This window comes from Prauserella salsuginis, from assembly GCF_024648885.1.
Lineage (GTDB): Bacteria > Actinomycetota > Actinomycetes > Mycobacteriales > Pseudonocardiaceae > Prauserella > Prauserella salsuginis.
Genome location: NZ_JANBBF010000010.1, coordinates 306,641 through 330,619, shown reverse-complemented (window position 1 = coordinate 330,619; position 23,979 = coordinate 306,641). Strand labels below are relative to the sequence as shown.

At 69.4% G+C, this 23,979-nt stretch carries 25 protein-coding genes; 7 read left to right on the top strand and 18 right to left on the bottom strand.

What is annotated here, in order from left to right:
• Positions 1 to 18: 18 nt before the first annotated feature.
• The 4 genes from LY40_RS12725 to LY40_RS12710 form a co-directional block, all read right to left on the bottom strand.
• A complete protein-coding gene (locus LY40_RS12725) occupies positions 19 to 465 on the bottom strand; it encodes a nitroreductase family deazaflavin-dependent oxidoreductase (protein ID WP_258936977.1) in 447 nt (148 codons plus the stop codon).
• Between the two features lie 7 nt (positions 466 to 472).
• Positions 473 to 892, bottom strand: coding sequence for a VOC family protein (locus tag LY40_RS12720; protein WP_258936976.1), 420 nt, complete (start codon positions 890 to 892; stop codon positions 473 to 475).
• Positions 893 to 901: 9 nt separating this feature from the next.
• Positions 902 to 1,339 (bottom strand): helix-turn-helix transcriptional regulator, encoded by a 438-nt coding sequence (locus LY40_RS12715; RefSeq protein WP_258936975.1) that lies wholly within the window; start codon positions 1,337 to 1,339, stop codon positions 902 to 904.
• 196 nt (positions 1,340 to 1,535) lie between these two features.
• Positions 1,536 to 2,039, bottom strand: a complete 504-nt coding sequence (locus LY40_RS12710; protein WP_258936974.1) for a cytidine/deoxycytidylate deaminase family protein — start codon at positions 2,037 to 2,039, stop codon at positions 1,536 to 1,538.
• Positions 2,040 to 2,313: 274 nt separating this feature from the next.
• On the opposite strand from LY40_RS12710, the gene LY40_RS12705 reads away from it, so the two are divergent.
• Positions 2,314 to 2,733: a YciI family protein gene (locus LY40_RS12705; RefSeq protein WP_183781906.1), complete on the top strand. Its 420-nt coding sequence runs from the start codon at positions 2,314 to 2,316 to the stop codon at positions 2,731 to 2,733.
• Entirely contained in the window at positions 2,730 to 3,962 is a 1,233-nt protein-coding gene (locus LY40_RS12700; RefSeq protein WP_183781903.1) for an RNA polymerase sigma factor, read from the top strand. Before LY40_RS12705 ends, LY40_RS12700 begins: the two co-directional genes overlap by 4 nt.
• A gap of 245 nt (positions 3,963 to 4,207) precedes the next feature.
• Here the strand turns inward: LY40_RS12700 and LY40_RS12695 are convergent, their stop codons facing one another.
• A complete protein-coding gene (locus tag LY40_RS12695) occupies positions 4,208 to 4,807 on the bottom strand; it encodes a hypothetical protein (protein WP_258936973.1) in 600 nt (199 codons plus the stop codon).
• A gap of 979 nt (positions 4,808 to 5,786) precedes the next feature.
• Complete coding sequence (locus LY40_RS12690) at positions 5,787 to 6,962, bottom strand: low temperature requirement protein A (RefSeq protein ID WP_183781897.1); 1,176 nt, start codon at positions 6,960 to 6,962, stop codon at positions 5,787 to 5,789.
• Between the two features lie 207 nt (positions 6,963 to 7,169).
• Here LY40_RS12690 and LY40_RS12685 point away from each other — a divergent pair, with 207 nt between their 5' ends.
• Positions 7,170 to 8,234 carry a thermonuclease family protein gene (locus tag LY40_RS12685; protein ID WP_258936972.1) on the top strand — a complete coding sequence of 355 codons (1,065 nt, stop codon included), beginning with the start codon at positions 7,170 to 7,172 and terminating at the stop codon, positions 8,232 to 8,234.
• Positions 8,235 to 8,483: 249 nt separating this feature from the next.
• Here the strand turns inward: LY40_RS12685 and xylB are convergent, their stop codons facing one another.
• From xylB to LY40_RS12655, 6 genes are all read right to left on the bottom strand, one after another.
• A complete protein-coding gene (gene xylB / locus LY40_RS12680; protein WP_258936971.1) occupies positions 8,484 to 9,884 on the bottom strand; it encodes a xylulokinase in 1,401 nt (466 codons plus the stop codon).
• An 89-nt stretch (positions 9,885 to 9,973) separates the two neighbouring features.
• Positions 9,974 to 11,050 carry an ABC transporter ATP-binding protein gene (locus LY40_RS12675; protein ID WP_183781888.1) on the bottom strand — a complete coding sequence of 359 codons (1,077 nt, stop codon included), beginning with the start codon at positions 11,048 to 11,050 and terminating at the stop codon, positions 9,974 to 9,976.
• Between the two features lie 11 nt (positions 11,051 to 11,061).
• Complete coding sequence (locus tag LY40_RS12670) at positions 11,062 to 11,886, bottom strand: carbohydrate ABC transporter permease (protein ID WP_183781885.1); 825 nt, start codon at positions 11,884 to 11,886, stop codon at positions 11,062 to 11,064.
• A gap of 1 nt (position 11,887) precedes the next feature.
• Complete coding sequence (locus tag LY40_RS12665) at positions 11,888 to 12,820, bottom strand: carbohydrate ABC transporter permease (protein WP_258936970.1); 933 nt, start codon at positions 12,818 to 12,820, stop codon at positions 11,888 to 11,890.
• 31 nt (positions 12,821 to 12,851) lie between these two features.
• Positions 12,852 to 14,222 (bottom strand): ABC transporter substrate-binding protein, encoded by a 1,371-nt coding sequence (locus LY40_RS12660; protein ID WP_258936969.1) that lies wholly within the window; start codon positions 14,220 to 14,222, stop codon positions 12,852 to 12,854.
• Positions 14,215 to 15,219, bottom strand: a complete 1,005-nt coding sequence (locus LY40_RS12655; protein WP_183781877.1) for a zinc-dependent alcohol dehydrogenase family protein — start codon at positions 15,217 to 15,219, stop codon at positions 14,215 to 14,217. Before LY40_RS12655 ends, LY40_RS12660 begins: the two co-directional genes overlap by 8 nt.
• A gap of 251 nt (positions 15,220 to 15,470) precedes the next feature.
• Here LY40_RS12655 and LY40_RS12650 point away from each other — a divergent pair, with 251 nt between their 5' ends.
• On the top strand, positions 15,471 to 16,445 hold the full coding sequence (locus tag LY40_RS12650; RefSeq protein WP_258936968.1) for a sugar-binding transcriptional regulator: 975 nt from the start codon (positions 15,471 to 15,473) through the stop codon (positions 16,443 to 16,445).
• 60 nt (positions 16,446 to 16,505) lie between these two features.
• Here the strand turns inward: LY40_RS12650 and LY40_RS12645 are convergent, their stop codons facing one another.
• Positions 16,506 to 17,528, bottom strand: a complete 1,023-nt coding sequence (locus LY40_RS12645) for a hypothetical protein (protein WP_258936967.1) — start codon at positions 17,526 to 17,528, stop codon at positions 16,506 to 16,508.
• Positions 17,529 to 17,742: 214 nt separating this feature from the next.
• On the opposite strand from LY40_RS12645, the gene LY40_RS12640 reads away from it, so the two are divergent.
• Both LY40_RS12640 and LY40_RS12635 read left to right on the top strand, forming a co-directional pair.
• Positions 17,743 to 18,300: a pyridoxamine 5'-phosphate oxidase family protein gene (locus LY40_RS12640; protein WP_258936966.1), complete on the top strand. Its 558-nt coding sequence runs from the start codon at positions 17,743 to 17,745 to the stop codon at positions 18,298 to 18,300.
• A gap of 212 nt (positions 18,301 to 18,512) precedes the next feature.
• The gene (locus tag LY40_RS12635) at positions 18,513 to 18,899 is read left to right on the top strand and encodes a hypothetical protein (protein WP_183781864.1); all 387 of its coding nucleotides are present in this window, start codon (positions 18,513 to 18,515) and stop codon (positions 18,897 to 18,899) included.
• Positions 18,900 to 19,300: 401 nt separating this feature from the next.
• On the opposite strand, the gene LY40_RS12630 is transcribed toward LY40_RS12635, so the two are convergent.
• From LY40_RS12630 to LY40_RS12610, 5 genes are all read right to left on the bottom strand, one after another.
• Positions 19,301 to 19,606, bottom strand: a complete 306-nt coding sequence (locus LY40_RS12630) for a DUF1416 domain-containing protein (protein ID WP_183781861.1) — start codon at positions 19,604 to 19,606, stop codon at positions 19,301 to 19,303.
• Between the two features lies 1 nt (position 19,607).
• Positions 19,608 to 20,453, bottom strand: a complete 846-nt coding sequence (locus LY40_RS12625) for a sulfurtransferase (RefSeq protein WP_183781858.1) — start codon at positions 20,451 to 20,453, stop codon at positions 19,608 to 19,610.
• Positions 20,454 to 20,568: 115 nt separating this feature from the next.
• On the bottom strand, positions 20,569 to 21,006 hold the full coding sequence (locus tag LY40_RS12620) for a DUF4395 domain-containing protein (RefSeq protein WP_183781855.1): 438 nt from the start codon (positions 21,004 to 21,006) through the stop codon (positions 20,569 to 20,571).
• Between the two features lie 221 nt (positions 21,007 to 21,227).
• A complete protein-coding gene (locus LY40_RS12615; RefSeq protein WP_258936965.1) occupies positions 21,228 to 21,779 on the bottom strand; it encodes a thioredoxin family protein in 552 nt (183 codons plus the stop codon).
• 52 nt (positions 21,780 to 21,831) lie between these two features.
• Complete coding sequence (locus LY40_RS12610) at positions 21,832 to 22,737, bottom strand: LmeA family phospholipid-binding protein (protein ID WP_258936964.1); 906 nt, start codon at positions 22,735 to 22,737, stop codon at positions 21,832 to 21,834.
• A gap of 341 nt (positions 22,738 to 23,078) precedes the next feature.
• Between LY40_RS12610 and LY40_RS12605 the strand changes: the two genes are divergently transcribed.
• On the top strand, positions 23,079 to 23,849 hold the full coding sequence (locus tag LY40_RS12605) for a winged helix-turn-helix transcriptional regulator (RefSeq protein WP_258936963.1): 771 nt from the start codon (positions 23,079 to 23,081) through the stop codon (positions 23,847 to 23,849).
• The last annotated feature ends 130 nt before the right edge of the window (positions 23,850 to 23,979 follow it).

The window sequence follows — 23,979 nt, the reverse complement described above, 5'->3', positions numbered from 1 at the left end:
TCGGGCGATCGGACGCGGTCAGCGGCGCGCCAGCCGCACGACGGGGTACTGCCTGCTGTGCTTGCGCTGGTACTTCGCGATGCGGGGCTGTTCGGCGACGATGCGCTGCCACGCCCGCTCACGCTCGGCACCGTCGAGGGTCTGCGGGGTCACGCCGACGGGGTCCTGCCCGTGCCACTCGGCGGTCGCCCGGTCCGGGCGGGCCATCAGGTTGACGTACCAGTCAGGGTGCCGTTCACCGCCGCCCGAGGCGATGATCAGCCAGGCATCGGAGTCGTCGTCGGCGAACCAGGTCAGCGGGGTCTCCCGCGGCTCGCCACTGCGCTTGCCCACGGTGTGAAGGATCAACAGGTCCATCCCCATCGAGCGGCCGCCCTTGCGGCGAATGCGTTTCGCCGTGGAGGCGTTGGCGCGGTGCTGGATCCACCGCGACAGCGCGTTCGGGCCCGCGGTCTTCGTGGTCATCGCCTGTTCACCCCACCTGCTGGATGCGGATCATGTTGCCCGCCGGATCGCGCAGCGCGCAGTCGCGGATGCCGTACGGCTGGTCGATCGGCTCCTGGACGACCTCCACGTCGCCCTGCTGGACCTTGGCGAACGCGGCGTCGACGTCCGGTGTGGACAGGTTGATCATGGCGTAGGTGCCTTTGGCCATCATCTCCTCGATGAGGGTGCGCTCGGCGTCGGTGAGGCCCGGGGTCGCCTCGGGCGGGTACAGGACGATGGACGTCTCCGGCTGGCCCGGTGGGCCGACGGTGATCCAGTGCATGTCGCCGTACTCGACGTGGTTGCGAACCTCGAAGCCGAGGACGTCGCGGTAGAAGGCGAGTGACGTGTCCGGGTCGGCCAGCGGAAGCATGGCCTGGGCGATGGTGAGATCTGGGCTGGTCATGGCTTCACGTTAGGACCTGCGCGGCGTGGGCGCTTCTCGATTCCTGATCGGTCTCGTGACCTGTTTCGCCACACACGCGGGCATGCCGTCGGTCGCGCCCGCCTCCTCCGCGCGGTACCGGCTCGGCGACATGCCGACGAGCTCGCGGAACCGCGTACTGAACGTGCCGAGCGAGGAGCAGCCGACCTCGAAGCAGGCCTCCGTGACGCTCAGATCCCCGCGGCGCAGCAGGGTCATGGCGCGTTCGATCCGCCGGGTCATCAGGTACGAGTACGGCGATTCGCCGTAGGCCTCGCGGAACCGCCTGCTGAGGTGGCCGGCCGACATGTGCACACCGCGCGCAAGCGCCTCGACGTCGAGCGGCTGCGCGTACTCCCTGTCGATCCGGTCGCGCACCGTGCGCAACAGCGCGAGTTCGCGCAGGCGGGCCGCGTCAGTCGTGCTCACACCCGCAAGCCTGCCATGCCCCGGCGACATTCCGGGAACGCAGCGAATGCCCCCAAGGGCGCCTTCGGGGCATTCCACACAGCCACGCGCCAGCGTGCCGTTGAAAGGTGGTGGCCGGGCCGGCCGGCGGGAGCCTCGAATCTTCCCCGCGCGACTGTCTCCCTTGCGGCCAGTTGGGTGGCGGCACTACCAGCGGTCAGCGCCACGGGACGTCGTCGAAGACGGCGGCCCAGTAGTACGGCAGCGCCTCGCCGAGCGTGATCCACGCCGGATCGCCGCGATCGCCACCCTCGCCGCGATCACCACCGTCGCCGTGGTCATCACCGTCGCCGCGATCACCACCGGGTTGCGGTACCGCGAGGCGGACGTCGGGCCCGTGCCAGGCGAGCCGCTCCCGGCACACCCCGCAGGGACTGAGGACGACGAACCGGCCCGGCGCCTCCCTGGCCAGGCACACCGACGCGACGATCGTCCTGCCGAGCCGGAACGCCGCCGCGAACGGCTCGGTCTCGTGGCAGATCTCCACGCTGGGAGTGACGACGTCCGGAGCGGTGCCGGTGACGATCACGCCGTCGTCGAGGAGCATGGCGGCCGCCCCGCGTTCGACGTCGCCGGGAAAGCGGGCCTCGATCAGCTCACGGCAGGCCGACACCGTCGCGGCCAGGCCTTCCGGGGTTGCGATGGCCGGAGTCGGGCTCATCCGCCGGACCCTACGTCAGGGCATTCGGCGCCGGGCATCGTGACCGACGCGGGGCGTCGCGACGTCGGTGTCACCCACCGCCACACGGGACCCGACCCGGCGATACCACCGGCAACCTCGCTGACCTGCGGAAAGGCGAGCCCCGCCCGCGGTGCGGCCGAGCGGGCGAAAACTCCAGGAGAAAATTTCCCCGGGCTTGTCGATTTCCGTGAGCGCCCGCTCGACCTAGGTGGGAAGCTCCACCAAGGGAGCTTCACCGGCGAAGGAGCAAACAATGAAGTTCATGCTGATCATGCGGGCCACCGACGAGACCCTCGCGGCCTACGAGAACGTCGATTTCAACGAAGTGATCGAGGTGATGGGCCGCTTCAACGAGGAGATGGTCAACGCCGGGGTCATGGTCGGTGGCGAGGGCCTCGACCCCCAGGACCCGGGCGTGGTCGTCGACTACTCCGGCGAGACCCCGGTCGTCACCGACGGCCCGTACGGCGAGACCAAGGAGCTGTTCAACGGCTTCTGGATGCTCGAGGTCGCCTCCAAGGAAGAGGCCGTCGAATGGGCCAAGCGTGCCCCGCTGCAGGGACCCGGCAGCAAGATGGAGATCCGCCGCGTGACCGAGGTCGACGAGTTCCCGCAGGACAACGAGTGGATCCAGAAGGAGAAGGGCTGGCGGGAACAGCTCGGCACGGCGTGAGCGCAGCAGCCGAGACCGTCGCGGCCCGGCGCAGGGTCGAGGCGTTGTGGCGGATCGAGTCGGCGCGGATCGTCGGTGCGCTCGCGCGCTACACCGGCGATCTCGCGCTGGCCGAGGACGTGGCGCAGGAAGCCCTCGCCGAGGCACTGGTGAACTGGCCTCGCGAGGGCGTCCCGCGTGACCCGGTGGCATGGCTGCTGACGACGGGCAGGCGGCGGGCGATCGACGTGTTCCGCAGACGGTCGGCACTGGACGAACGCCTGCCGCAGCTGGACTCCGGATCCACCCCGGAACGGCCCGACGACACCGACGACGACGTCCTCACGTTGATGTTCACCGCGTGCCATCCCGTGCTCTCACGGGAGGCGCAGGTCGCGCTGACGCTGCGCGTCGTCGGCGGCCTGACGAGCGACGAGATCGCGCGGGCGTTCCTCGTCTCGACGGCCACCGTGCAGGCGCGCATCACCCGCGCGAAGAAGTCCCTCGGCGCGGCCGGCGCGGGGTTCGAAGCGCCGCGGGACGACGAACTCGGAGCACGGCTCGCGTCGGTGCTGAGCGTGGTCTACCTGATCTTCACCGAGGGATCGTCGGCGAGTTCGGGCAATGCGCTGATCCGGTTCGACCTGGCAGGCGAAGCACGGCGGCTGGCAAGGGTGCTGGCCCGGTTGATGCCGGGCGAGAACGAGACCCACGGACTGCTGGCGCTGCTGGAACTCACGTCGGCACGGTTCCCCGCGCGGACCGGCTCCGACGGCGAACCCGTACTGCTCGAGGACCAGGACCGGCGGTTGTGGGACCGCTCGGCGATCCGGAGGGGAAGGGCGGCGTTGCGGTCCGCCGAGCGGATCGGACGCGGGCTCGGCTATTACGGCCTGCAGGCGGCGATCGCCGAATGCCACGCGGTCGCCCGGACGGTGGCGGAAACCGACTGGGAACGGATCGTCGCGCTGTACGAGGGGTTGGGAACGCTGGCGCCCTCACCCGTCGTGGAACTGAACCGCGCGGTGGCGGTGTCGATGGCCAGCGGCCCCGGCGAGGCGCTGCCGCTGGTGGACGCCGTCACCGGTGATCTCCCGGATTCCCACCAGGTGGCGGGTGTGCGCGGTGAACTGTTGCGCCGCCTCGGCCGCACCGCCGAGGCACGCGCCGAGCTGGAACGCGCCGTGTCGCTGTGCGGCAACGACCGCGAACGCACCGTCCTGACCCGCAAGCTCGCCGCCCTCGACTGAACGATGCGCATGTCCTGCGCCCGCCCGTCGCCCGGCCACCGTCCTCATCGACACGCTGCAGCGCGGCTGCACCCTCGCGCGTGTCCTGCACTCAGCCACGCGTGTCCTGCACTCAGCCACCGCGTGTTCTGCACTCCGGCGCGCGTGTTGCGGTTTCCGGGACCGTGTTGTGGTTTCCCGTCGCCCGGTCGCCACCCTCGACCGCGCGATGCGGCGCGACGAGCCCTCGCGGGTTTCCGCAGGAGTCAGAACGGCGCGTGTTCGACGCGTTCGTTGACGTCGCCGATGTGCTGCGAGCCCACGTATCTGCCCGGAAGGTAGCGCTGCAGTGCCTCGTGGGCCCGTAGCGCCGATTCGGACCGCCCGCCGACCCGCACCTGGTACACGTGACCGTCGCGGGCGAGGCGGTGGGCCTCCGCCAGCCCTGCGGGCGTCGCGTGCGGATCGAGGTGCAGTTCGAGTGCGGTCAGCACGGCACCTTCGCGGCGCTGGCCTCGCCGGGAGTACACGAGCTGGGCCGTACGCAGCTCGGCCGATCGCACGTCGGTCCAGTCCACGCGCAGCCGTTCCCCCTGCCCACCCGAGTACTCCACGCCCGTCGGAGTCAACGCCAGCCTCGCCGGTTTGAGTGCACGCCGCAGCCTGCGCATCGACGGCAAACCACCCAGGAACGTCAGCAGGCCGAGGAGTATCGGGATGAGCCGCAGCATCGTCGAGTCGTCGGTGGGCCACAGTCCGGCACCGACGAAGACACCGCCGAACACGACCGCCGCCAGTGTCCACGCCGTGGCGCGTCGGATCTCCTCACCGGGTGGTCTCGTGTCGATCAGCCAGCCGTCCTGCACCCGATCAGGGTAACGACGGTGACCGTGACATCGGCCGGGCCACATCGCGTGGCTCACCTGTCCGGCGGCCGGCAGTTCCGACGCGATACGGAAACGGGCACGTCGGCACCGTGTCGTCGGGGGCGGAGTGTCGTCGGGGGCGGAGTGTCGGAGGCGCTCCTCCTTCGCCCTGCCCTGCTGACGCGGTGAAACCGTCGTGATCAGCACCGGACGGGAACGGTCCACACGGGACTGATCGCGACGGCCGGCCGATCCGGGGCTTCGCACCACAGCGACCGCCCGGTACCTCATCCGCAGAACACCGGCCGACCGGAGATTTGTCGATAAGCCGGTAGGCTGACAACCTCGGTACGTTTACCGCGGGCGCCGCCGGGGTACGGCACCGGCCGCGCAAAGATCGGAAAGACTCTCGCCTGAGAATCGCGCGGACTCGGCCCCGTATTACAGCTTTGACCTGCGACTTTTTCCACATTTGTGAGCTGGCATCGACCGAGCGGAACGTGGCACATTCGTGGGTGCGTTGGGCCACGTCCCCCAGCGCCGAGGGACTCACCCGGCAACCGATAACTCGCGAGTGCGGCAGCGTTGTGCGCCGACGGATGAGCCTCCTCGCCAAATGGGACGGCGAGCGCGGTACAGAAAGGAGGTGTCAAAGGATGCGAGTGATCTACACCGCGATTCGTCGCTACGTCGCCGAGCTGAACCGGATGCAGGACGTCGGCCGTGGCCTCTCCACGTACAGGGGAGAGAGGGCCGGCCGCTGACCATCACCGGTAGTCCCAGTTGGTTGTTTCCGGTCCGGCGTTCACACGCCGCGGTCGAACACCGGACCGTCCTAGTCTTTTCGGGTTGAAAGATCGGCATGCCCACAGGGGCATGCCGATCTTCTCGTTTCGGAACTCTTCCCACCGCGTGTGCGGCACCGCGGACGCAAGCGACGACCCCGGCCCGCCCACGCGAGCCGAGGCCACGCGCGACGTCAGTGGACGGCCTCTCGTTTCGTACGCAGCTGGGTGGTGACGGCGAGCGTGGTCATCACGGCGATCACGGCGAGCCCGACGGCGATCGGCGGAACGGAATGTCCGAGGACCAGCCCGAGAATGCCGACCACGACGAGGACCGTCGCAGCCAGATACCGCTCCCGGGCCACCGCTCCGGTGCGCGAACGCAGGAACAGGATGTTGCCCGCCAGATAGATGAGCGGCCCGCCGACCGTGGTCAGCACCAGCGCCGGGTCGGTGTGTTCGTGCGTGATCCGCAGTTCGATGGACACCGCGACGACGATGGCACCCGCGACCATCAGCGCGTGGGCGTATGCGAAGGCCGACCGCAACGCGCTGGTGCTCGCGTCGCCCTGGCTGGCCTGCGTGTCGTGGCCCGCGAGCGCGAAGTACGCCCACCACATGACGAACAGCCCGATGAACCCGAACAGCGACGCCAGCACGGCACGCGTCGTGATCGGGTCCATGCCGTACAGCGTGTTGCCCATGATCAGGATCGACTCGCCGAGCGCGATGATGAACACGAGCCGATTGCGTTCGGCCAGATGCGCGGCGTCGGTCGGCCAGGTGTGCATGGGTGCCGAACCGAGGCCGGGGAAACGGAACTCGAACCGCGGCCCCGAGACGTCGATCAGCAGCGCGACGGCCCAGACGATCAGCCTCGGCACCGGGTCGAGGAACGCGCCCACGAGGAACAGCACCCCGGCAGACGCGCTCCACGCGAGCAGGTTCGTGTAGTTCTTCGCGAGGATGTGACCCCGCATCGCCACGGCCATGAATGTAGGCCTGATGACCTGCGCGGCGACATAACATCCCGCGAACAGCAGACCGTCCTCGGCGAACGCATGTGGGAGGGCCAGCGCCATGCCGAGCGCGGCGAGCATCAACACCCCGTTGAGCACACGCACGAGACCGCTGCGCGGGTCGAGCCAGTTCATCGCCCATGCGGAGTAGTTCCACGCCCACCACACGGCGCCGAACAGCACTGCGACCTCGGCGAATCCGAACCACGTGAGGTGGTCGAGCAGCGTGTGTGAGACCTGGATGATCGTGAACACGTACACCAGGTCGAAGAACAACTCGATCGGAGCGACCTCCGACCGTTCCCGCCCTTCCGGCCGCAACAGCTTCGGCGGTGTCGCCTGCGACGTCACGGGGAACCCTCCAGATGGCCGACTCTGATCACGGACGCTCGGATTGTAGGCGTCGTTACTCCACTAGGCCGTTCGGATGGTCCTCGCGTCCCTGAAGCTCGTGAGCCGAACGACCGGGTGGCAGCGACTCGCCTCGGAATGTGGTCGGACCCCGACTCGGTGCACAGGCACGTGTGGGAGCCGATGTGACATGCCGAGGTGGTTCGAGTGGAAGTGCTGTTCGTACTCTTCATAGTGGCGTCGTTCGTGGTCGCGATCATGGCCCTGTTCCGGCGCAGCCCGGTCCGCCGGTGGTACGCCTCTCGACAGCATCCGGGCCGGGCCGTGGTCGTGACACTCGTGATGTGGCTGATCGCGGTCGTGGCCCTGGTACCGAAAGGACCAGCCGTGGACACGGCCACGACGGCCGACGCGCCGTCGACCTCGGCCACTCCCTCCCCGCGTCCGCCGGCCAGCACCCCGGGCACGACTCCGGCCGAGTCCCCACCCACGACCACACCGAGCGCCGACACGACCGCGCCCACGACGCGGCAAGCCTCCACTCCGGACGGCGTGCCACGCGATGCGCAACGGGTTCGAGTGGAACGCGTCGTCGACGGCGACACTCTCGAAGCCGCCGCCGTCTCGTCGGGCACGGTACTGTCCGGCACGGCTCAGGTCGACGTTCGCCTGCTGGAGATCGACGCCCCCGAGACGAAGCACCCTTCCGAACCCGAGCAGTGTTATGGGCGCGAAGCCACCGAGAAGCTGCTCGAGCTCGCGCCTCCGGACAGCACGGTCTGGGTACAGCGCGATGAGGAGCTCCGCGACCGGCACGGCCGGTACCTGCTGTACGTCTGGAACGACACCGGCGTCTTCGTCAACCGGGCGATGGTGACCGAGGGCTTCGCACAGCCGGACCTGTACAAACCCAACGACAAGCACTGGGAAACGATCAGCGCCGCAGGCGGCCAGGCACGATCGGTGGCAGCCGGATTGTGGTCGGCGTGCGAGTCGTTCGGCGCACCGGAGAGCACGCCGCCGGCGTCGACGTCGGTGCCGACTCAGGAGCCGGCACCGGAGCCGTGGACCGAGCCGGAACCGCCGCAGGAACCCGAGCAACCCGGTACCGGCCCCGCCTCGGAACCGGCACCTGAACCGGACGGCGTCGTCAGCTACCCGTACCCGCCCGACAAGGACTGCGGCGAGATCGAGGAGAGCAACTTCCAGGTCCAGGAGGGTGATCCGCACAGGTTCGACGACGACGGCGACGGCATCGGCTGCGAAGGCTGACGACCGCCGGCGGCGACCGGCCGAGCCGCCGTCACCGTCACCCGGCAGCGCACGTCACCCGGCAGCGCACGTCAACGGACTCGGCGAGTGAGCGCGACCGCCACGGCACGAGTAAGGGCGATGGACGGGCACAGCCGTGCGCCGGCGCGGTGTCGGAGGTGCGGGTCCGAACGCAGAACACGCGGGTCCGAGCGCAGAACACGCGGGTCTGGGTGCAGGACACGCGGTGCCGAATGCAGAACACGCGGGTCAGGGGTGCAGGTGCCGCCTCGCCGTTCGGTGGGCTTCCACCACACCTGCGCCCGCGTCGAGGTCGGCGGGGGAGGGTGTGAGGGTCGTGCCGTCGTCGTGGGCGCGCCAGCTCGGCGGTTCGGCCCCGCCCCGCAGCGCCCACGCAGCCTGCCGCGCCGCGCCGACGGCGACGTGCTCCATCTCCGGCGGGACGACGACGCCCACACCGAACACCCCGGGCGCGATCGCCCGCACGGCTGCCGACCGCGACGCGCCACCCGTGAGCAGCACTCGCCGCACCGTCACGCCGTGTTCGCGTAGCGCGTCGAGGCCTGCGGCGAGTCCGCACAGCATCCCTTCGACGGCGGCGCGCGCCACGTTGGCCGGCGTCATGTTGGCCCGCCGCAGGCCGACGAGCGAGCCCGTCGCGTCGGGCAGGTTGGGCGTCCGCTCCCCGTCCAGGTAGGGCAGCAGCGTCAGCCCGTCGGCGCCGGGCGAGGCCGACAGGGCCAGCTTGTCGAGGCCTTCGAGGTCGGTGCCGAGCATCGCCGCGGTGGAAGTGAGTACGCGCGCGGCGTTGAGCGTGCAGGCCAGCGGCAGGTACCGGCCGGTGGCGTCGGCGAACCCGGCGACCACGCCGGAACCGTCGGCGACCGGTTTCTCGGACACACCGAACACCGTTCCGCTCGTGCCGAGTGACACGGCCACGTCCCCGTCGGCGAGTTCGAGTGCAAGGCCCGCGGCCATGTTGTCGCCCGTACCCGCGGCGACGAGCACACCGTCGGCGGCGCGTCCGGCCGCCTCGGCCGGTCCCAGCACCGCCGGCAGCCCTACCTCCCTGCCGAACGCCTTGACCAGCAGGTCCTTGCGGTACGCGCCGTCGACCGCAGAGTAGTAACCGGTGCCGGAAGCGTCCCCGCGGTCGGTCGTCGGCTCGCCGCGCCGGTCGAGCAGCCGCCAGGTCAGCCAGTCGTGCGGCAGCAGCACCCGCGCGACGCGCTTCGCCGCGGCCGGCTCGTGCTCGGCCAGCCACCGCAGCTTGGTCACCGTGAAGCTGGCCAGCGGCACGGAGCCGACGGCGTCCGCCCACGCTTGGCCACCGCCGAGTTCCGCCACGAGGTCGTCGGCGGCACCGGCGGAGCGGACGTCGTTCCACAGCAGCGCGTCACGCACCACGTCGCCGTCGTCGTCGACGGTCACCATGCCGTGCTGCTGGCCCGCGACCGCGATCGCCGCGACGTCGTCGAGCAGACCGTCACCCGCGGTGCGCAGTGCCGACCACCATTCGGCGGGGTCGACCTCCGTGGCGTCCGGGTGCGCGGCCTGCCCGGTCCGCACCACCCGTCCACTCGCTGCCTCGCACACGACGACCTTGGTGGACTGTGTCGACGAATCCACCCCGGCTACAAGCTCGTTCACTGTGTCAGGCGCCCCTTTGCTCCTGCTCCCGGCGCGGCCCGCCGGACGGTCCGATCCGTGGCCCGGCGGCCGTCACCGCCCGGAGCCGTTCATTCCGCGCCGATGCGCAGACCGGACTCCGGGTCGAAGACGTGTACCTCACCAGTGTCCCGCAACGCCACCCGCACCGCCTCACCGAGCCTCGGCGGGGTGCGGCCGTCCGCGCGGACGACGACCTTGTCGGCACGGCCGGCGAGGGTGCCGTGCACGTAGGCGTCGGCGCCGAGCTCCTCGACCAGCTCCACCCGGAGGTCGAAACCGTCCTCGGCCTCGCCGACGAGGGACAGCGATTCCGGCCGGATCCCGACCGTGACCTCGCCCGGCTCGACGCGCACCGGCAGCTGCACCTTCAACTCGCCGAGCTTCACCCCGTCGCCGTCGACCGGCAACGTCAACTGGTTCATGGCAGGCGAGCCGATGAACCCGGCGACGAACACGTTCCGCGGCGTGTCGTACAGCTCGCGAGGGGACGCGCACTGTTGCAGCACACCGTCGCGCAGCACCGCCACCCGGTCGCCCATCGTCATGGCCTCGACCTGGTCGTGGGTCACGTAGATCGTCGTGGTGCCGAGCCGTCGCTGCAGGGCGGCGATGTTGGCGCGCGTCTCCACGCGGAGTTTGGCGTCCAGATTGGACAGCGGTTCGTCCATCAGGAACACGCTCGGCTCCCGGACGATGGCCCTGCCCATCGCCACCCGTTGCCGCTGGCCGCCGGAAAGGGCCTTCGGTTTGCGATCGAGATACTTCGTCAGGTCGAGCAACTCGGCGGCCTCCTCGACCTTCGCATTGACCTCCGACTTGGCCATGCCGCGCAGTTTCAGCGAGAACGCCATGTTCTCCCGCACGCTCATGTGCGGGTACAGCGCATACGACTGGAACACCATCGCGATGTCGCGGTCCTTCGGCGGAAGGTGCGTGACGTCGCGGTCGCCGATCGAGATCGACCCCTCGTCGACGTCCTCCAGCCCGGCGGCCATGCGCAGCGCCGTCGACTTGCCGGAACCGGAAGGGCCGACGAGTACGAGGAACTCGCCGTCGCCGATGCACAGATCCAGACCGTCGACGGCCCGCACGGAGTGCGCACCCGGGTAGACGCGGGATGCACCGGCATATGCCACTTGCGCCATCGATGACTCCTTTACTTGACCGCGCCCATGGAGAGGCCGCGTACCAGGTGGTTCTGTGCGATCCAGCCGACGATCATCACCGGCAGCGAGGCGAGCAGCGCCGCGGCGGACAACTGCGCCCAGAACAGGCCCTCGCTGGTGATGAACCCGACCAGGAACACCGGCACCGTGCCGGCCTGAGCGGCCGTCAGGTTGACCGCGTAGAAGAACTCGGTCCACGAGAAGATCACGCAGATCAGCGCCGTCGCCGCGATTCCCGGTGCCACGACGGGAAGAATCACCCGGTACAGCACCGTGGGCAGCTTCGCGCCGTCCACCCTGGCCGCCTCGATCATCTCCGTCGGCACCTCGAGGAAGAACGAGCGCATCATCCACACCGCGAGCGGCAGGTTCATACCCGCGTACAGCACGATCAGCGCCCACACGTTGTCGAGCAGTCCGAGGTTCTGCGAGATGATGTACAGCGGGATGATCGCCGCGACGATCGGCAGCATCTTCGTCGACAGGAAGAAACCGAGCGCGTTCGACGTCTGTTTGACCGGCGCGAGCGACAGCGCGTACGCCGCGGGAACGCCGAGCAGCAGCACGAGCGCGGTGGACAGCACCGTCACGAACGCCGAGTTCGCCAGGTAGGGCAGGAATCCCCGGTCGAGGATCGTCGTGAACTGTTCGAGTGTCGGCGTGAACGCGAACGTCGGCGGATCGGTGGCGGCGTCGACCTCGTGTTTGAACGAGGTGACGACCATCCAGATCACGGGGAACACGAACAACAGCGCGACGAGCCAGGTGAACCCGGTCAACGCGCCCCGGCCGAGCCGGTTCGTTCTCGCAGTCATGTCACTTCACCCCACGCGAGACGTCGAAGGCCCGGAACATGAGCCGCAGCGCGAAGGTCGCCACGATCAGCGTCATCGCCACGACGACCACGCCCATGGCCGAGGACTGGCCGACGTCGAATCCCTCGAACGCCCGCTGGTAGATGTAGTACGGCAGGTTGGTGCTGGCCGTGCCGGGGCCGCCCTGGGTCATCAGGTAGATCGCGTCGAAGCTGTTGACGATGTAGATCGCGCCCAGCAGCACCGCGAGCTGCAGGTACCGCGACAGCTGGGGCAGCGTGATGGACACGAACGTCCGCCAGCGGCCCGCGCCGTCGACCTGCGCAGCCTCCAGCACCTCGCGCGACTGCGCCTGCAGGCCCGCCAGGATCAGCAGCATCATGAACGGCGTCCACTGCCACACGATCTGCGCCATCACCGCGGCCAGCGGATAGTCCGACAGCCATTCCACCTCGATGCCGAAGGCCCAGTTGAGCAGGCCGTAGCTCGGGTCGAACATCGTCGTCTTCCACAGCAGCGCACCGGCCGCGGGCAGGATGAGGAACGGCGTGATCAGCAGTGTCCGCACGATGCCGCGGCCGAGGAACTTGCGGTCCAGCAGCAGCGCCAGCCCCAGTCCGAGCAGCATCGCCACGAACACGCACACGACGGTCAGCGTCACCGTGTTGCCGAGTGCCTGCAGGAACACCGAGTCGGTGAACACGTCGACGTAGTTGTCGAACCCGACGAAGTGCTGCGATCCGGGGCGGACCATGTTCCACGACTGGAACGAGTAGAACACCGTGACCAGGAAGGGAACCTGCGTCACCGCGATCGTGAACAGCAGCGCGGGCAGCAGCGGAGCGCGGCGTTTCCACGCGGCGGACCGCTCGCGGGTCCTGGTTCGCGTGGCAGGCGGCTCCGACGACTGGGGCGCCTCGACGAGGGTGATCATCGCTCACCTCCCGCCACGGTGTGTTTCGGTGTCATTCTCCGCTCTCCTGATACGACTTGCCGACCGTCACCGCGTACTCGTGTGCCTGCTGAAGGGCTTCCTCCGGGGTCTTCTGCCCTGCGATCGCGGCCGATAGCTGCTGCGACACCCGCGTGCCGAGGTCCTGGAACTCGGGGATGCTCAGGAACTGGATCCCCTCGTACGGCACGGGTTTCGTCATCGTGTGCTGCTGGTCGGCCACGCTGATGGCGTCTAACGTGGGCTGTGCGTAGGCTTCCGCGGCCTTCCGGTACTGCGGGATGTCGTACGTGGAGTTCCGGGATCCGGTGGGCACGCGGTTCCACCCGAACTCGTCGCCGACGGTCTGCACGAACTCCTTGCCGGTCATCCAGCGGAGGAACTCCCACGCCGTGTCCTTGTTCTCCGTGACCTTCGGAATGGCGAGCGACCACGTGTACAGCCAGCCACCCGCCTCGGTTTGCTGCCGCGGCGCGGGCGCGTATCCCGACTCGCCGACGACCTCGCTGCTCTGCGGGTCCTCGTTGGTGCCGGCCATGACGGTCGCGTCGTACCACATGGCGGCCTGGCCACGGCCGTATCGGTTGCCGCACTCCTGGAACCCCGCCGAGGAGGCGCCGACCTCGCCGTGGTTGCGCACCAGGTCGATGTAGAAGTTCCATGCCTCGCGGAACTCCGGCGAGTCGAGCTTCGCGTTCCAGTTCTCGTCGTACCAGCGGCCGCCGAAGGTGTTCACGACCGTGTTGAACGGCGCGAGGCTCTCGCCCCACCCGGGCTTGCCGCGCAGGCAGATGCCCGCGATGCCGTGCTCCGGGTCGTGCAGGCGCTTCGCGAAACCGCGAATCTGCTCCCATGTCGGGTTGGCGGGCATCTCCAGCCCCGCCTTCGCGAACAGATCCTCGCGATAGGCGACGAAGGACGATTCGCCGTAGAACGGGACGGCGTACATGTCGCCCTGATGCGAGAGTGCTTCCCGGATGCTCGGGATGAAGTCGCCGGTGTCGTAGCTCGGGTCGGCGTCGATGCGCGGCTGCAGGTTCTCCAGCCAGCCGTTCTCGGCCCACTGCGGCGTCTCGTAGTTGCTGATCATCACGGCGTCGAACTCGCCGCCCTCGTTGGCGACCGACGCGGTGATCTTCGCGCGTGCCTGGTTCTCCGGCAGCTGCACGAACTTCAGCTGCACACCGGGGTGCTCAGCCTCGAAGCGGTGCGAGAGCGCGACGGCGTCCTCCATCTGCGGGTTCGACACGATCGCGATGACCAACGTCTCGCCGCCTGCGCCGAGCGCGCCCGCGCCCGCGCACCCTGCTGCGGGCAGCACGGCGGTCAGCAGAATCCCCAACCGTGCGAGGAATCCGCGTCGCCGTGGCCTCGGCCTACGCATCGGCCGCCCCCGGCAGCACCTGTGTCTTCAGCCCCTGACCGCTGCGCATGAGCTGCAGCGCGTCGCCGAACTGCTCCAGCGGCAGGCTCTCGGTGAGTAGCGAGGACGTGTCGATCGCCCCGGTGGCCACGAGGTTCAGCGCCGCGCCGTAGCTGTGCAGCACCGCCATCGAGCCCACGATGGTGATCTCGTCGTTGTAGATGCGGAACGGCGACAGCGACACGCGCGCCTCCTCGGGTGCGACCCCGAACACGAGGAGACGGCCGCCGCGGCGCAGCGAGTCGAACGCGGCCTCGATCGCGGGGACGGCACCGGTGCAGTCCACCGCGGCGTCGAACTTCTCGTCGCCGAGTTCGGAGACGTCCGCGACCGCGACCTCGGCACCGAGTTCGCGCGGCCTGCCGAGCCGTTCGGTGTTGCGGTCGACCATCGTGACGGCCGCACCCGCTCGTTGCAGCAGCTGCTGCATGATCAGGCCCATCGTGCCCGCCCCCAGCACGAGGAACCGTTCGCCTGCCTCGACGCCGATGCGCCGCACGCCGTGGACCGCGCACGACACCGGTTCGACGAGCGCGCCCTCCTGGTACGTCATCCCCTCGGGCATGCGGTAGCAGGTGGCGGCGGGCACGGCGACGTACTCGGCGAAGGCGCCGTCGACGGTGTCGCCGGTGGCGCCCCAGTTGGCGCACAGGTTGCCGTGGCCCGCGCGACACGGACCGCAGTGGCCGCAGAACAGCGACGGGTCGACGGCCACGCGGTCGCCGACGGAGAACCCGCCGGGCGCATTGGCTCCGACCTCGACGATCCGGCCTGCGAATTCGTGACCGGGGACGATGGGGTACGGCGTCGGCGGGAAATGCCCGTCGGCGATGTGCAGGTCGGTACCGCAGATGCCGCACGCGCCCACGGCCACGACGACGTCGTGGTCGGCCGGCTTGGGGTCTGGGACGTCGCCGACGCGTACCGAGCCCGGCGTATCGATGATCGCGGCCCGCATGAGGCGCCACCCTCCTGATGCTCACTCGGGCAGTGCCGGCCCGGTTCCTCCGGCCTCCACGACCTGTCCGATGTCACCTCGGTGGCATCCGCTGCGACGTCGGAGCGGCCGATCAGGGTCAACCCGAGCCGAATAGGCGCTCACTTGAGCGCCGCTGCTCACTGCCTGAACGTTGACTGACAGCTGCATTGAATGCTTCGGCTCGATGTGAAGTCAACGTTTCCAGGCGAAGTTCGTGCTAAGTTGCTCATATGAGCAGGACAGGGCGCCGTGAGGGACCTGGACCGGCCGAATTGTTGCTCGCCACGTCGATCGGCAGGCGGTTCTACGTCCAGGGCACATCGAAGCTGGAAATCGCCGAGGAGTTCGGCATCAGCCGGTTCAAGGTGGCGAGAATCCTGGACCAGGCACGCGACAGCGGGCTGATCAGGGTCGAGTTCGACGTGCCTGCGCCGCTCGAGCCGACGTTGTCCGACGAGGTGGCGGCCGCGTACGGGCTGCGGCGTGCCCTGGTGCTCGAACGAGCGCAGCGCACCGAGATCGAGTTGCGCAAGCACCTCGGTGCGATGGCCGCCGACCTGCTGACCGAGCTGATCACGGAGGACGACGTGCTGGGCGTCGTCTGGGCCCGGACCGTCAACGCGATGACCGACTCCCTGCGCGGACTCGCACGCTGTCCCGTGGTGCAGCTGTGCGGCGTCTCGTCACGGATCGACACCCGGGAGCACTCGGCGGACCGCTCCGTCGAAACGGTCCGCCGGATCGCGGCGGTGTCCGGCGGCGAGGCATTCCCCATCTTCGGCCCACTGGTGCTGCCCGATCACCGCACCGCGCAGACACTGCGGCAACAGCCCGGCATCGCCGAGGCGTTCGAGCGGTTCGCCAGGATCACCACGGCGGTCGTCAGCATCGGCGCGTGGCGGAGCGGGCAATCCACCGTCTACAGCGTGCTCGGGCAACAACAGCGCGAGGAGCTGGCCCGCAAGGGCGCCGTCGCCGAGGTCGCCGCGCGGCTCTTCGACGCCGACGGCAACGAACTCGCCGGTCACCCCGGCCACCACGTGCTGGCGGTCGGCGTCCCCGAACTGAAACGCGTCCCCGAGGTCATCGCCCTGGGCGGCGGGGCAGGCAAGGCCGACGCCATCGCCGCGGTGCTGCGGTCGGGCATGGTCAACACCCTCGTCACCGACGCGGGCGCCGCACAGCGGCTCCTCGCGCAGGCATGAGGCCGCCGGCCCGGCCCCTCGCCCGGCCCCGACCAGGCCGCGGCGCGCCGAACGCGGGCCTCAGAAGTCGATCGCGTCGGCGACGTCGGCTTCGTGGAGGTGTTCGATGTCGTTGCGCGGGCCCGGGTCGGTGAACTTCGACGAGCCCGATTCGTACAGCACGTAGAGCCGGCCGCCGTGGTCGGTCACGCCTTCGGACATGCTCGGAGCGCGGTAGCACTTCGCGGACGGGTCGATGTCGGTGGCGCCCTCGTCGACGGTGTAGATGTTGCTGCGGTTCGTCCGGCCGTAGGAGGTGCTGTAGATGAACGTGCCATCGGCCACCGTCATGCCCTGCGTCTTCTTCGGCACCTCGTACTCGGTGCCCTGCGTCAGGGTGCCGTCCGCGGCGACCGAGTAGTCGTGCATGTAGCCGCGGCCGGTCTCGTTGAACTTGCCGGAGTACAGCGTGTCGCCGCCGGAGCCGAGGAACGACGCCGCGGGCACCTCCTGCGACGTGCCGGTCTGCGCCAGATTCGGAATGCCCGCCTCGGTCATCGCAGTCCGCAGCTCTCCCAGGTCGTACTTGCGGATGCGGTCGGACCCGTTCCCCGGAACGAACGCCCAGCCGCCCACCACCGCGATGCCGCCGACGTGCGCCTCGGCGATGTCGACCGACCCGATGTGGTCACCGCTACCGGCCTCGATGCCGTAGATACGCGAGTGCTCACCGCTCTTGTACGCCGTGACCAGCAGCAGGTCTCCACCACTGCCGTCCCAGTCCTCCCAGTAACCGAGCCCCTGTGGCGTGAAGCCCTCGTCGAGGTACGGCACCGCCGCCCCGCGGCTGTAGCGATCGTCGTAGATCTGCGACGCCGATTCGCCGGGATAGAACGGGTCGGTGCCCATGGCCGTCTCGCATTCGATCGCGGCGGCACCGAGGTCGGAGCGGACGACTTCCGCGGGCCCGCCGGCGTCGTTGGCGGGCACGGGTGGTGCGGCCAGCGCGGACGCCGGGGCCATCACCAGTCCGGTGACGAGTGCTGCCCCAGACAGCGCCGACAGTGTCCGGTTCCGCGAGGTGCTGTTCCGCGAGCTCGTCATCGTCCCTCCAAGCGGGAATCGGCCCCCTGCCGACGTTAACGCCTTCGCGGCGGTTCACCGACGGATTCGATACTTACGGAGGACCCGCACCCGACCCCGGCGACGCTGCGTACACGGGCGCCGCATGGTGGTCCGTGCCGTGACATCCGGCGGTAAATTGTGATAATCAATACCCGTGTCTGCGTCGACGGCGGAGGCGCGACAGGAGGGACGGGTGGTCGCAGTGCACGATGACGAGACAGGCCGTGGAGGTCGCGACGGCGCAGCACCGCCGCCGGTGGGGACCCGCGACATCGAGGACCTCCGCGGTGCCCGGCTGACCGCCGACGCCCGCGCCGAACTGCTCGGCACGCAGACCGAGTGCACCTTCGTGTTCACCGCCGACGACGGCGCACCCGCCGCCGTCGTACTCAGCTTCGCCTACGACGACGGGCGCTTCTGGTTCACGAGCGTCGACGGCCGCGCCCAGGTGCGGGGCGTCGACCGTGACCCACGCGCGTGCGTGGTCGTGTCGAACGCGGGCACCGACCTGCCGGGGCGGCGGATGCTGTCGGTGCGGGGCGAGGTCACTGTGCACCGCGATCCCGCCGCGGTCGCCGAGCTGCTGCCGACACTCGCCCGCCGACTCGCTCCCACGGGCACCGACCGGTTCCTGCAGTTGTTGTCCAGCCCGCGGCGGGTCGTCCTGGAACTGACGCCTGCCGACGTGGTCGCCAGCCACGATTCGCGCCACATGGCGGGCGACGGCCGCGGCGGCGCCGCACAGGGGTGACCTGGCCGGCCGACATCCGGCTTCGGCGTGGCGGCTTCGGTATGGCGGCTCGACGCGCTCGGCGCAACGGACTCAGCTCAGCGGACCCGGCGCAGCGGTCCGCCTCCGTAAACCCCACCGCCGACGTCCTGCGATGGCAACCTCCTGCGGCCACCCGCGTCGCGGGGCCCGATGGAGGTGTCGGACCGGTCTTCGAGTGCAGCACGTGGAGCATGCCCGCGCCGCAGGCGCTCCTCGGTGTCGGCTCCGTGGCGCTGCCGTATGCGGCCGTGCGCCGATACTCCGGACCCGTCGCCGATCTCGTCGCGGACGCGCACTCGCGCACACCCCAGATCGCCGCACCGATGTTCCGCTTCAACAACCCTGACGCACTGCTGATGTCCCTGTTCGACGGCGCGCACTTCCTGGGTGCGCGACGTCGAGAAAGGACAGTCATGGTCGCTTCGGCTCGCCGGTTCCGCGATCAGGCTCCGGATTTCTCGACGGAGATGCTGCAGGCGTTCTTCGTGTCGCCCGCGTTCGCGCCGATGAATCTGGTCAGCGCTCCGGTGTCGCTGCCGAAACGGTTGCTGCAACTGCTCGGGCGCAGGTGTCCGTGACCGTGCCTCCGGGGCAACTTGTCCACAGCTCCGCCCGTTATCCACAACCTTGGGGACAACACGGCCCAGAAATCTGCAACAGGAGTGCAGAGCACGCGAGAGCGCCGCCGCGTGTCAGTGCGCCATTGGGGGGCGGTCGCGGGCGACGGGCGGGCACAGGACACGCATGGCTGAGCGCCGGAACGCGGACTTGAGTGCAGGACATGCGGTGCTGAGTGCAGGACACGCGGTGCTGAGTGCAGGACATGCGCATGGAAGAGCCCCGCGGACCGGCCGGTCCGCGGGGCTCTTCCTCGTCTTCAGGGCTGCCCACACCCGTAGAGTTTTCCCTGGTGGGACTGTGCCCGGTTCGGGCGGTGCCCGGTTCGGGCGGCGCCCGGTGGGGCTGTGCCCGGTTCGGCTCAGGCGACCGCGATCGTCACCTGGTGCAGGCCGGGGCCCGCGGCGTCGACAGTGGCCTCGCCGTTGCCGCTGCGGTGCAGCGCGCGCACCTTCCACTCGCCCGGCGCGGCGTAGAACCGGAAGTCGCCCTCGGGGGAGGCCTGCACCTCACCCGCGAACTCGCCGTCGGCGTTGAGCAGCCGCACGTAGGCGCCGCCGAGCGCACCCTCGCCGCCGGTCACCTTGCCCGCGACAACGACCTGGTCACCGGTGTCCTCACCGGTGACGACCGCCGTCTGCTCGGGAGCTCCGCATCCGTCCGTCATGTCACTTTCCTCCGTTCGAACCGGTCTCGACCGGCACGCCGACCAGCGAGCCGTACTCGGTCCACGAACCGTCGTAGTTCTTGACGTCCTTCAGGCCCATCAGCTCGTGCAGCGCGAACCACGTGTGGCTGGAGCGCTCGCCGATGCGGCAGTAGGCGATCGTCGCCTTGGAGGTGTCCAGGCCCGCCTCCTCGTAGAGCTCCTTGAGCTCATCGGCGGTCTTGAAGGTGCCGTCCTCGTTGGCAGTCTGCGCCCACGGCACGTTCAGCGCCGACGGGATGTGCCCCGCACGCTGCGCCGACTCCTGCGGCAGGTGCGCCGGGGCGAGCAGCTTGCCGGAGAACTCGTCGGGCGAACGCACGTCGACGAGGTTCTTGGTGCTGATCGCGTCGACGACCTCGTCGCGGAAGGCGCGCAGCGACAGGTCCTGGTCGGACGCCTTGTAGTCCGTGGCGGGCCGGTCCGGAACCTCCTTGACCAGGTCGCGGCCGTCGAGCTCCCACTTCTTGCGGCCGCCGTCGAGCAGCTTGACCTTGTCGTGGCCGTAGAGCTTGAAGTACCAGTAGGCGTACGCGGCGAACCAGTTGTTGTTGCCGCCGTACAGGATCACGAGGTCGTCGTTGCTGATTCCCTTGGCCGACAGCAGCTTCTCGAAGCCCGCCTTGTCGACGAAGTCGCGGCGCACCTGGTCCTGCAGTTCGGTCTTCCAGTCGATCCGGACGGCGCCCGGGATGTGACCGCCTTCGTACGCGGTCGTGTCTTCATCGACCTCGGCGAACACGACACCCGGGGTGTTCAGGTTCTCCTCGGCCCACTGCGTAGTGACCAGGACGTCTTCACGGCTCATGGAGCGGAACTCACTTTCTGTTACTCGTGTTCGGATGCGAATGCGACTGTCGGTGTTGCTGATGTCGGTGTTGCTGCCCGCGGTGTGGCGGACCGGGCGGTGCGGCGGGCACCTGTCACGAGGCACTCCCCGCACGCGGCGAGAGGCGCTGCAGCAGCAGGTACATCTCGCAACCGAGGCAGAAGCCGAACGCAGCGTTGAGGAATGCCGCGAACAGGGCCAGCGCCGTGGCGACGATGCCGACCGCGGTCACGCCAAAGGCATACCCGATGGTTCCCACCAGCGCGAACGCGAACCCCACCGCCTGGGCGAACCGCAGCGGCGCCGCGTCCTCACGCTCGCCGGTCGGCTGCAGTCGCGGCGCGACCAGCAGCCGGTACAGCACCGAGTACGGCGCAGGCCTGAGCCCGACGAACGCGCCGATCGCGAAGACCACCGTCTGCGCAGCCAGCAGTGGCCACCAGTCGGTTGCGAGCACCACCACCAGCACGACCGTGGTGACGATCGCGGCGAACCGGGGACCACGCGGGTCGACCGCTGGCTGGGTGGACATGACACCTCCTGGACTGGCTGCCTCCTGCGGCGGAGTCAGCGACTCGAGCTGCGCGCGCACTGCCGACTCGGTGCGTGAGCCGACGTACACAGGCTGCTACGCACGCGGCAGAAGTCAACCGCGCGCCGCTGGGTGAGTTCGACACCCAGCGCGAGGAGGTGAGAATCCGGCCTGTCCACGGCGGCAAGCCTACTCAGGCTTCCCAGGAGCGGGAACCGTGTTCATTCTGTGGGACGGCCGCCTTCGGGGCGCTCCGCGATGGGCCGTCGGGCACCCGACAGTCGCGGTTCCAGTGCAGCGAGCAGTTCCTCCTGCTTCGGCACACCGGACACACGCAGTAATTCCACACCCGATCGGGCGTAGGCGATCGTGGTCGGCGTGCGCAGCACGCCCAGGTCGCGGGCGATGCCGGGCTTGTCGGTGACGTCGAGGTCGACGTGGCGCAGGCCGTCGGTGCGTTCCGCGACGTGCGTGAGCAGTGCCCGCGCCTGCCTGCACGGGGCGCAGAAGGTCGTCGAGAGCTGCACCAGCGTCACGTCCGCGGGCTCGCCGGTGAGCGCGTCCCGCACATCGGCGGGCAGCCCGGCCAGCGCGGCTCCGTCGGCCGACACTCCGTCCGGCGCGACTCCGTCCTGCGCGCGCCCGCCCGGGGCGGCGGACGTCACGGTCCCGCCGTCGCCGGAGGTGCGGATCCGCCCATTGCGGGAACGCACGACCAGGCCGACGACGACCGCGGCGACGATCGTCACGCCGGCGACGATCAATCCCGTCATCCGTTCCTCCCGTCGTACCCACTACCGGCCGCAGCGCCGCCGGAGAGACCCGTCAGCGGGAAGCGTCCCCGCCGGTGAACCTGACATCCTTCGCCTCGCCGCGCACGGTGATGCCGTCCGGCGATGCCGCCACGGCGGTGGGCGTCACGGTGAACGGCAGGTCGCCGGTGTTGATGTCGGCCTCGAAGCTCGGCAGCAACTGCTGCTGCACCGCCTGGGGAACAACGGTCGTTTCCTGGTCATTCCCGAACTGCAACCGGTGCGGCGTGATCTTCACGTTGGAGCCGTCGAGCTCGATGATCGCGAACGCGAAGATCTCCTGCTCGACACCCGCGACCCGCACCTTGCCCGACAGTCGGATCCCCGCGGAGCCGTCGTCGTTGTCGTCACCGTTCTGCCCGTTCGCGGCGTCACCGTCGGAGCCTTCCCCTTCGCCGGACCCGTCGGCGGGGGCGTTGTCGGCGTCGCCACCGGTGTTCGCGCTGTCGTCGGGGTCGGTGGCCTGCTCACCGGAACCCTCGCCGTTGCGCACGTAGGACTCGCTGGACGCGGCGATCTGCAGGTCCTCGATGTTGTCCAGCGGGCTGACCCGGTTGATGTCGCTGGCCTTGAGCGTGACCTCGCCCTCGACCCGGTCGATCGTGACGTTGTCGACGTTGCCCTGCGTCAGGTCCGACAGCGGGGCGTCGACGTCGTACAGCTCGGCCTTGATGTCCACGTCGCGCAGCACGTCCTGGACCGGCACCGACTTCGCCTCGACGGTGATGTGGCCGTACTCGCCGGAGATCGCCTGCGTGAGGAACGGGAACCCGCCGATGCCCACCTCGGGATCGCTGTCGAGGCCCAGCTGCTGGCGAGCCTTCTGCGACACCGTGTGCTCGGCGAAGGCCGCACCGGCGAAATCGACACCGACCAGCACGGCCACCACCACGAGCACGACCGTCACGATCCTGCGCACGCGGCGCCCCGAACGTGGCGAGGACGGCTTCGATGGGGTGGACACGGTGTCACTCACAAGCGGCTCTCAATCGGCGTCTGGCTGGTTGTGTCGGACACTGGAAACGGCAGCGGCCGACACCTCCGGCATACACAATGTGATCGGGGCGGACAGCGAAATCGTAAGCACGACACTGTGTGATGACTGTTCCACGTGGTGATGACCGTCCCACGTGCTGCTCGTTCCACGATTTGTGATGCCCGTTTCACGATTGCAGACACCCGCGGGGCGTCGGCGCTATTGTCACTGACAACCAGCCCGAGCCCGACCCGAGGCGCTCAAAACACTGTGAGGCGGTGGCCATGAGCCTGGACCTGCTGGTATTGACTGCGGAATCCGACGCCACCTCGGTGCTGCCCGCCCTCGACCTGCTTCCGCACACCGTACGCGTGCGCGCACCCGAGGTCACCGCATTGCTGGACGCAGGTCACCGCGACGTGATCCTGCTGGACGCACGCTCGGATCTCGCATCGGCCAAGAGCCTGAGCCGCCTGCTCAAGGGCGCAGGCGACGAGGAGGCGACGACACCGGTCATCGCGGTCGTCGGCGAGGGCGGCCTCGTCGCCGTCAACTCGGAGTGGCGCACCGACGACATCCTGCTGCCGACCGCGGGTCCCGCCGAGGTCGACGCCCGCCTGCGCCTGGCCACGACGCGCGACGGTGGTGCCCCTCAGGTCGACGCCGAACTGCGCGTGGGCGACCTGGTGATCGACGAGGCCACCTACACCGCCCGGCTGCGCAAGCGCACCCTCGAACTCACCTACAAGGAGTTCGAGCTGCTCAAGTACCTCGCCCAGCACGCGGGCCGCGTGTTCACGCGTGCCCAGCTGCTGCAGGAGGTGTGGGGGTACGACTTCTTCGGCGGTACCCGCACCGTGGACGTCCACGTGCGGCGACTGCGCGCGAAGCTCGGCCCCGAGCACGAGCAGATGATCGGCACCGTGCGCAACGTCGGCTACAAGTTCGAGCGTCCCGCCAAGTCAACGGGTCCGGTAAAAGGGGGTAACCCCGGCGGGGGGCACTCCACAGGGCCCATGGCAGGACCCGCCCCCGCCGAGTACTCCGGACGCTGACGGCCCCGGCGTCCACGATCCCGGCTTCCACGGCCCGGCGAGCGACGCGGCAGGCTCCGGCGACGCGCCGCGGTCCCACGGGCCGGACGATCGGGGCACGGGCAGCGCCCGCCCGGCTAGCCTGTCGGAC

Coding starts and splice junctions, on each gene's coding strand:
- LY40_RS12720 (WP_258936976.1), bottom strand. CDS start 892: ATGACCAGCCCAGATCTCACCATCGCCCAGGCCATGCTTCCGCTGGCC.
- LY40_RS12645 (WP_258936967.1), bottom strand. CDS start 17,528: ATGACGAGCTCGCGGAACAGCACCTCGCGGAACCGGACACTGTCGGCG.
- LY40_RS12635 (WP_183781864.1), top strand. CDS start 18,513: ATGCCCGCGCCGCAGGCGCTCCTCGGTGTCGGCTCCGTGGCGCTGCCG.
- LY40_RS12655 (WP_183781877.1), bottom strand. CDS start 15,219: ATGCGGGCCGCGATCATCGATACGCCGGGCTCGGTACGCGTCGGCGAC.
- LY40_RS12670 (WP_183781885.1), bottom strand. CDS start 11,886: ATGACTGCGAGAACGAACCGGCTCGGCCGGGGCGCGTTGACCGGGTTC.
- LY40_RS12665 (WP_258936970.1), bottom strand. CDS start 12,820: ATGATCACCCTCGTCGAGGCGCCCCAGTCGTCGGAGCCGCCTGCCACG.
- LY40_RS12620 (WP_183781855.1), bottom strand. CDS start 21,006: ATGTCCACCCAGCCAGCGGTCGACCCGCGTGGTCCCCGGTTCGCCGCG.
- LY40_RS12660 (WP_258936969.1), bottom strand. CDS start 14,222: ATGCGTAGGCCGAGGCCACGGCGACGCGGATTCCTCGCACGGTTGGGG.
- LY40_RS12615 (WP_258936965.1), bottom strand. CDS start 21,779: ATGACGGGATTGATCGTCGCCGGCGTGACGATCGTCGCCGCGGTCGTC.
- LY40_RS12710 (WP_258936974.1), bottom strand. CDS start 2,039: ATGAGCCCGACTCCGGCCATCGCAACCCCGGAAGGCCTGGCCGCGACG.
- LY40_RS12725 (WP_258936977.1), bottom strand. CDS start 465: ATGACCACGAAGACCGCGGGCCCGAACGCGCTGTCGCGGTGGATCCAG.
- LY40_RS12650 (WP_258936968.1), top strand. CDS start 15,471: ATGAGCAGGACAGGGCGCCGTGAGGGACCTGGACCGGCCGAATTGTTG.
- LY40_RS12605 (WP_258936963.1), top strand. CDS start 23,079: ATGAGCCTGGACCTGCTGGTATTGACTGCGGAATCCGACGCCACCTCG.
- LY40_RS12675 (WP_183781888.1), bottom strand. CDS start 11,050: ATGGCGCAAGTGGCATATGCCGGTGCATCCCGCGTCTACCCGGGTGCG.
- LY40_RS12625 (WP_183781858.1), bottom strand. CDS start 20,453: ATGAGCCGTGAAGACGTCCTGGTCACTACGCAGTGGGCCGAGGAGAAC.
- LY40_RS12630 (WP_183781861.1), bottom strand. CDS start 19,606: ATGACGGACGGATGCGGAGCTCCCGAGCAGACGGCGGTCGTCACCGGT.
- LY40_RS12705 (WP_183781906.1), top strand. CDS start 2,314: ATGAAGTTCATGCTGATCATGCGGGCCACCGACGAGACCCTCGCGGCC.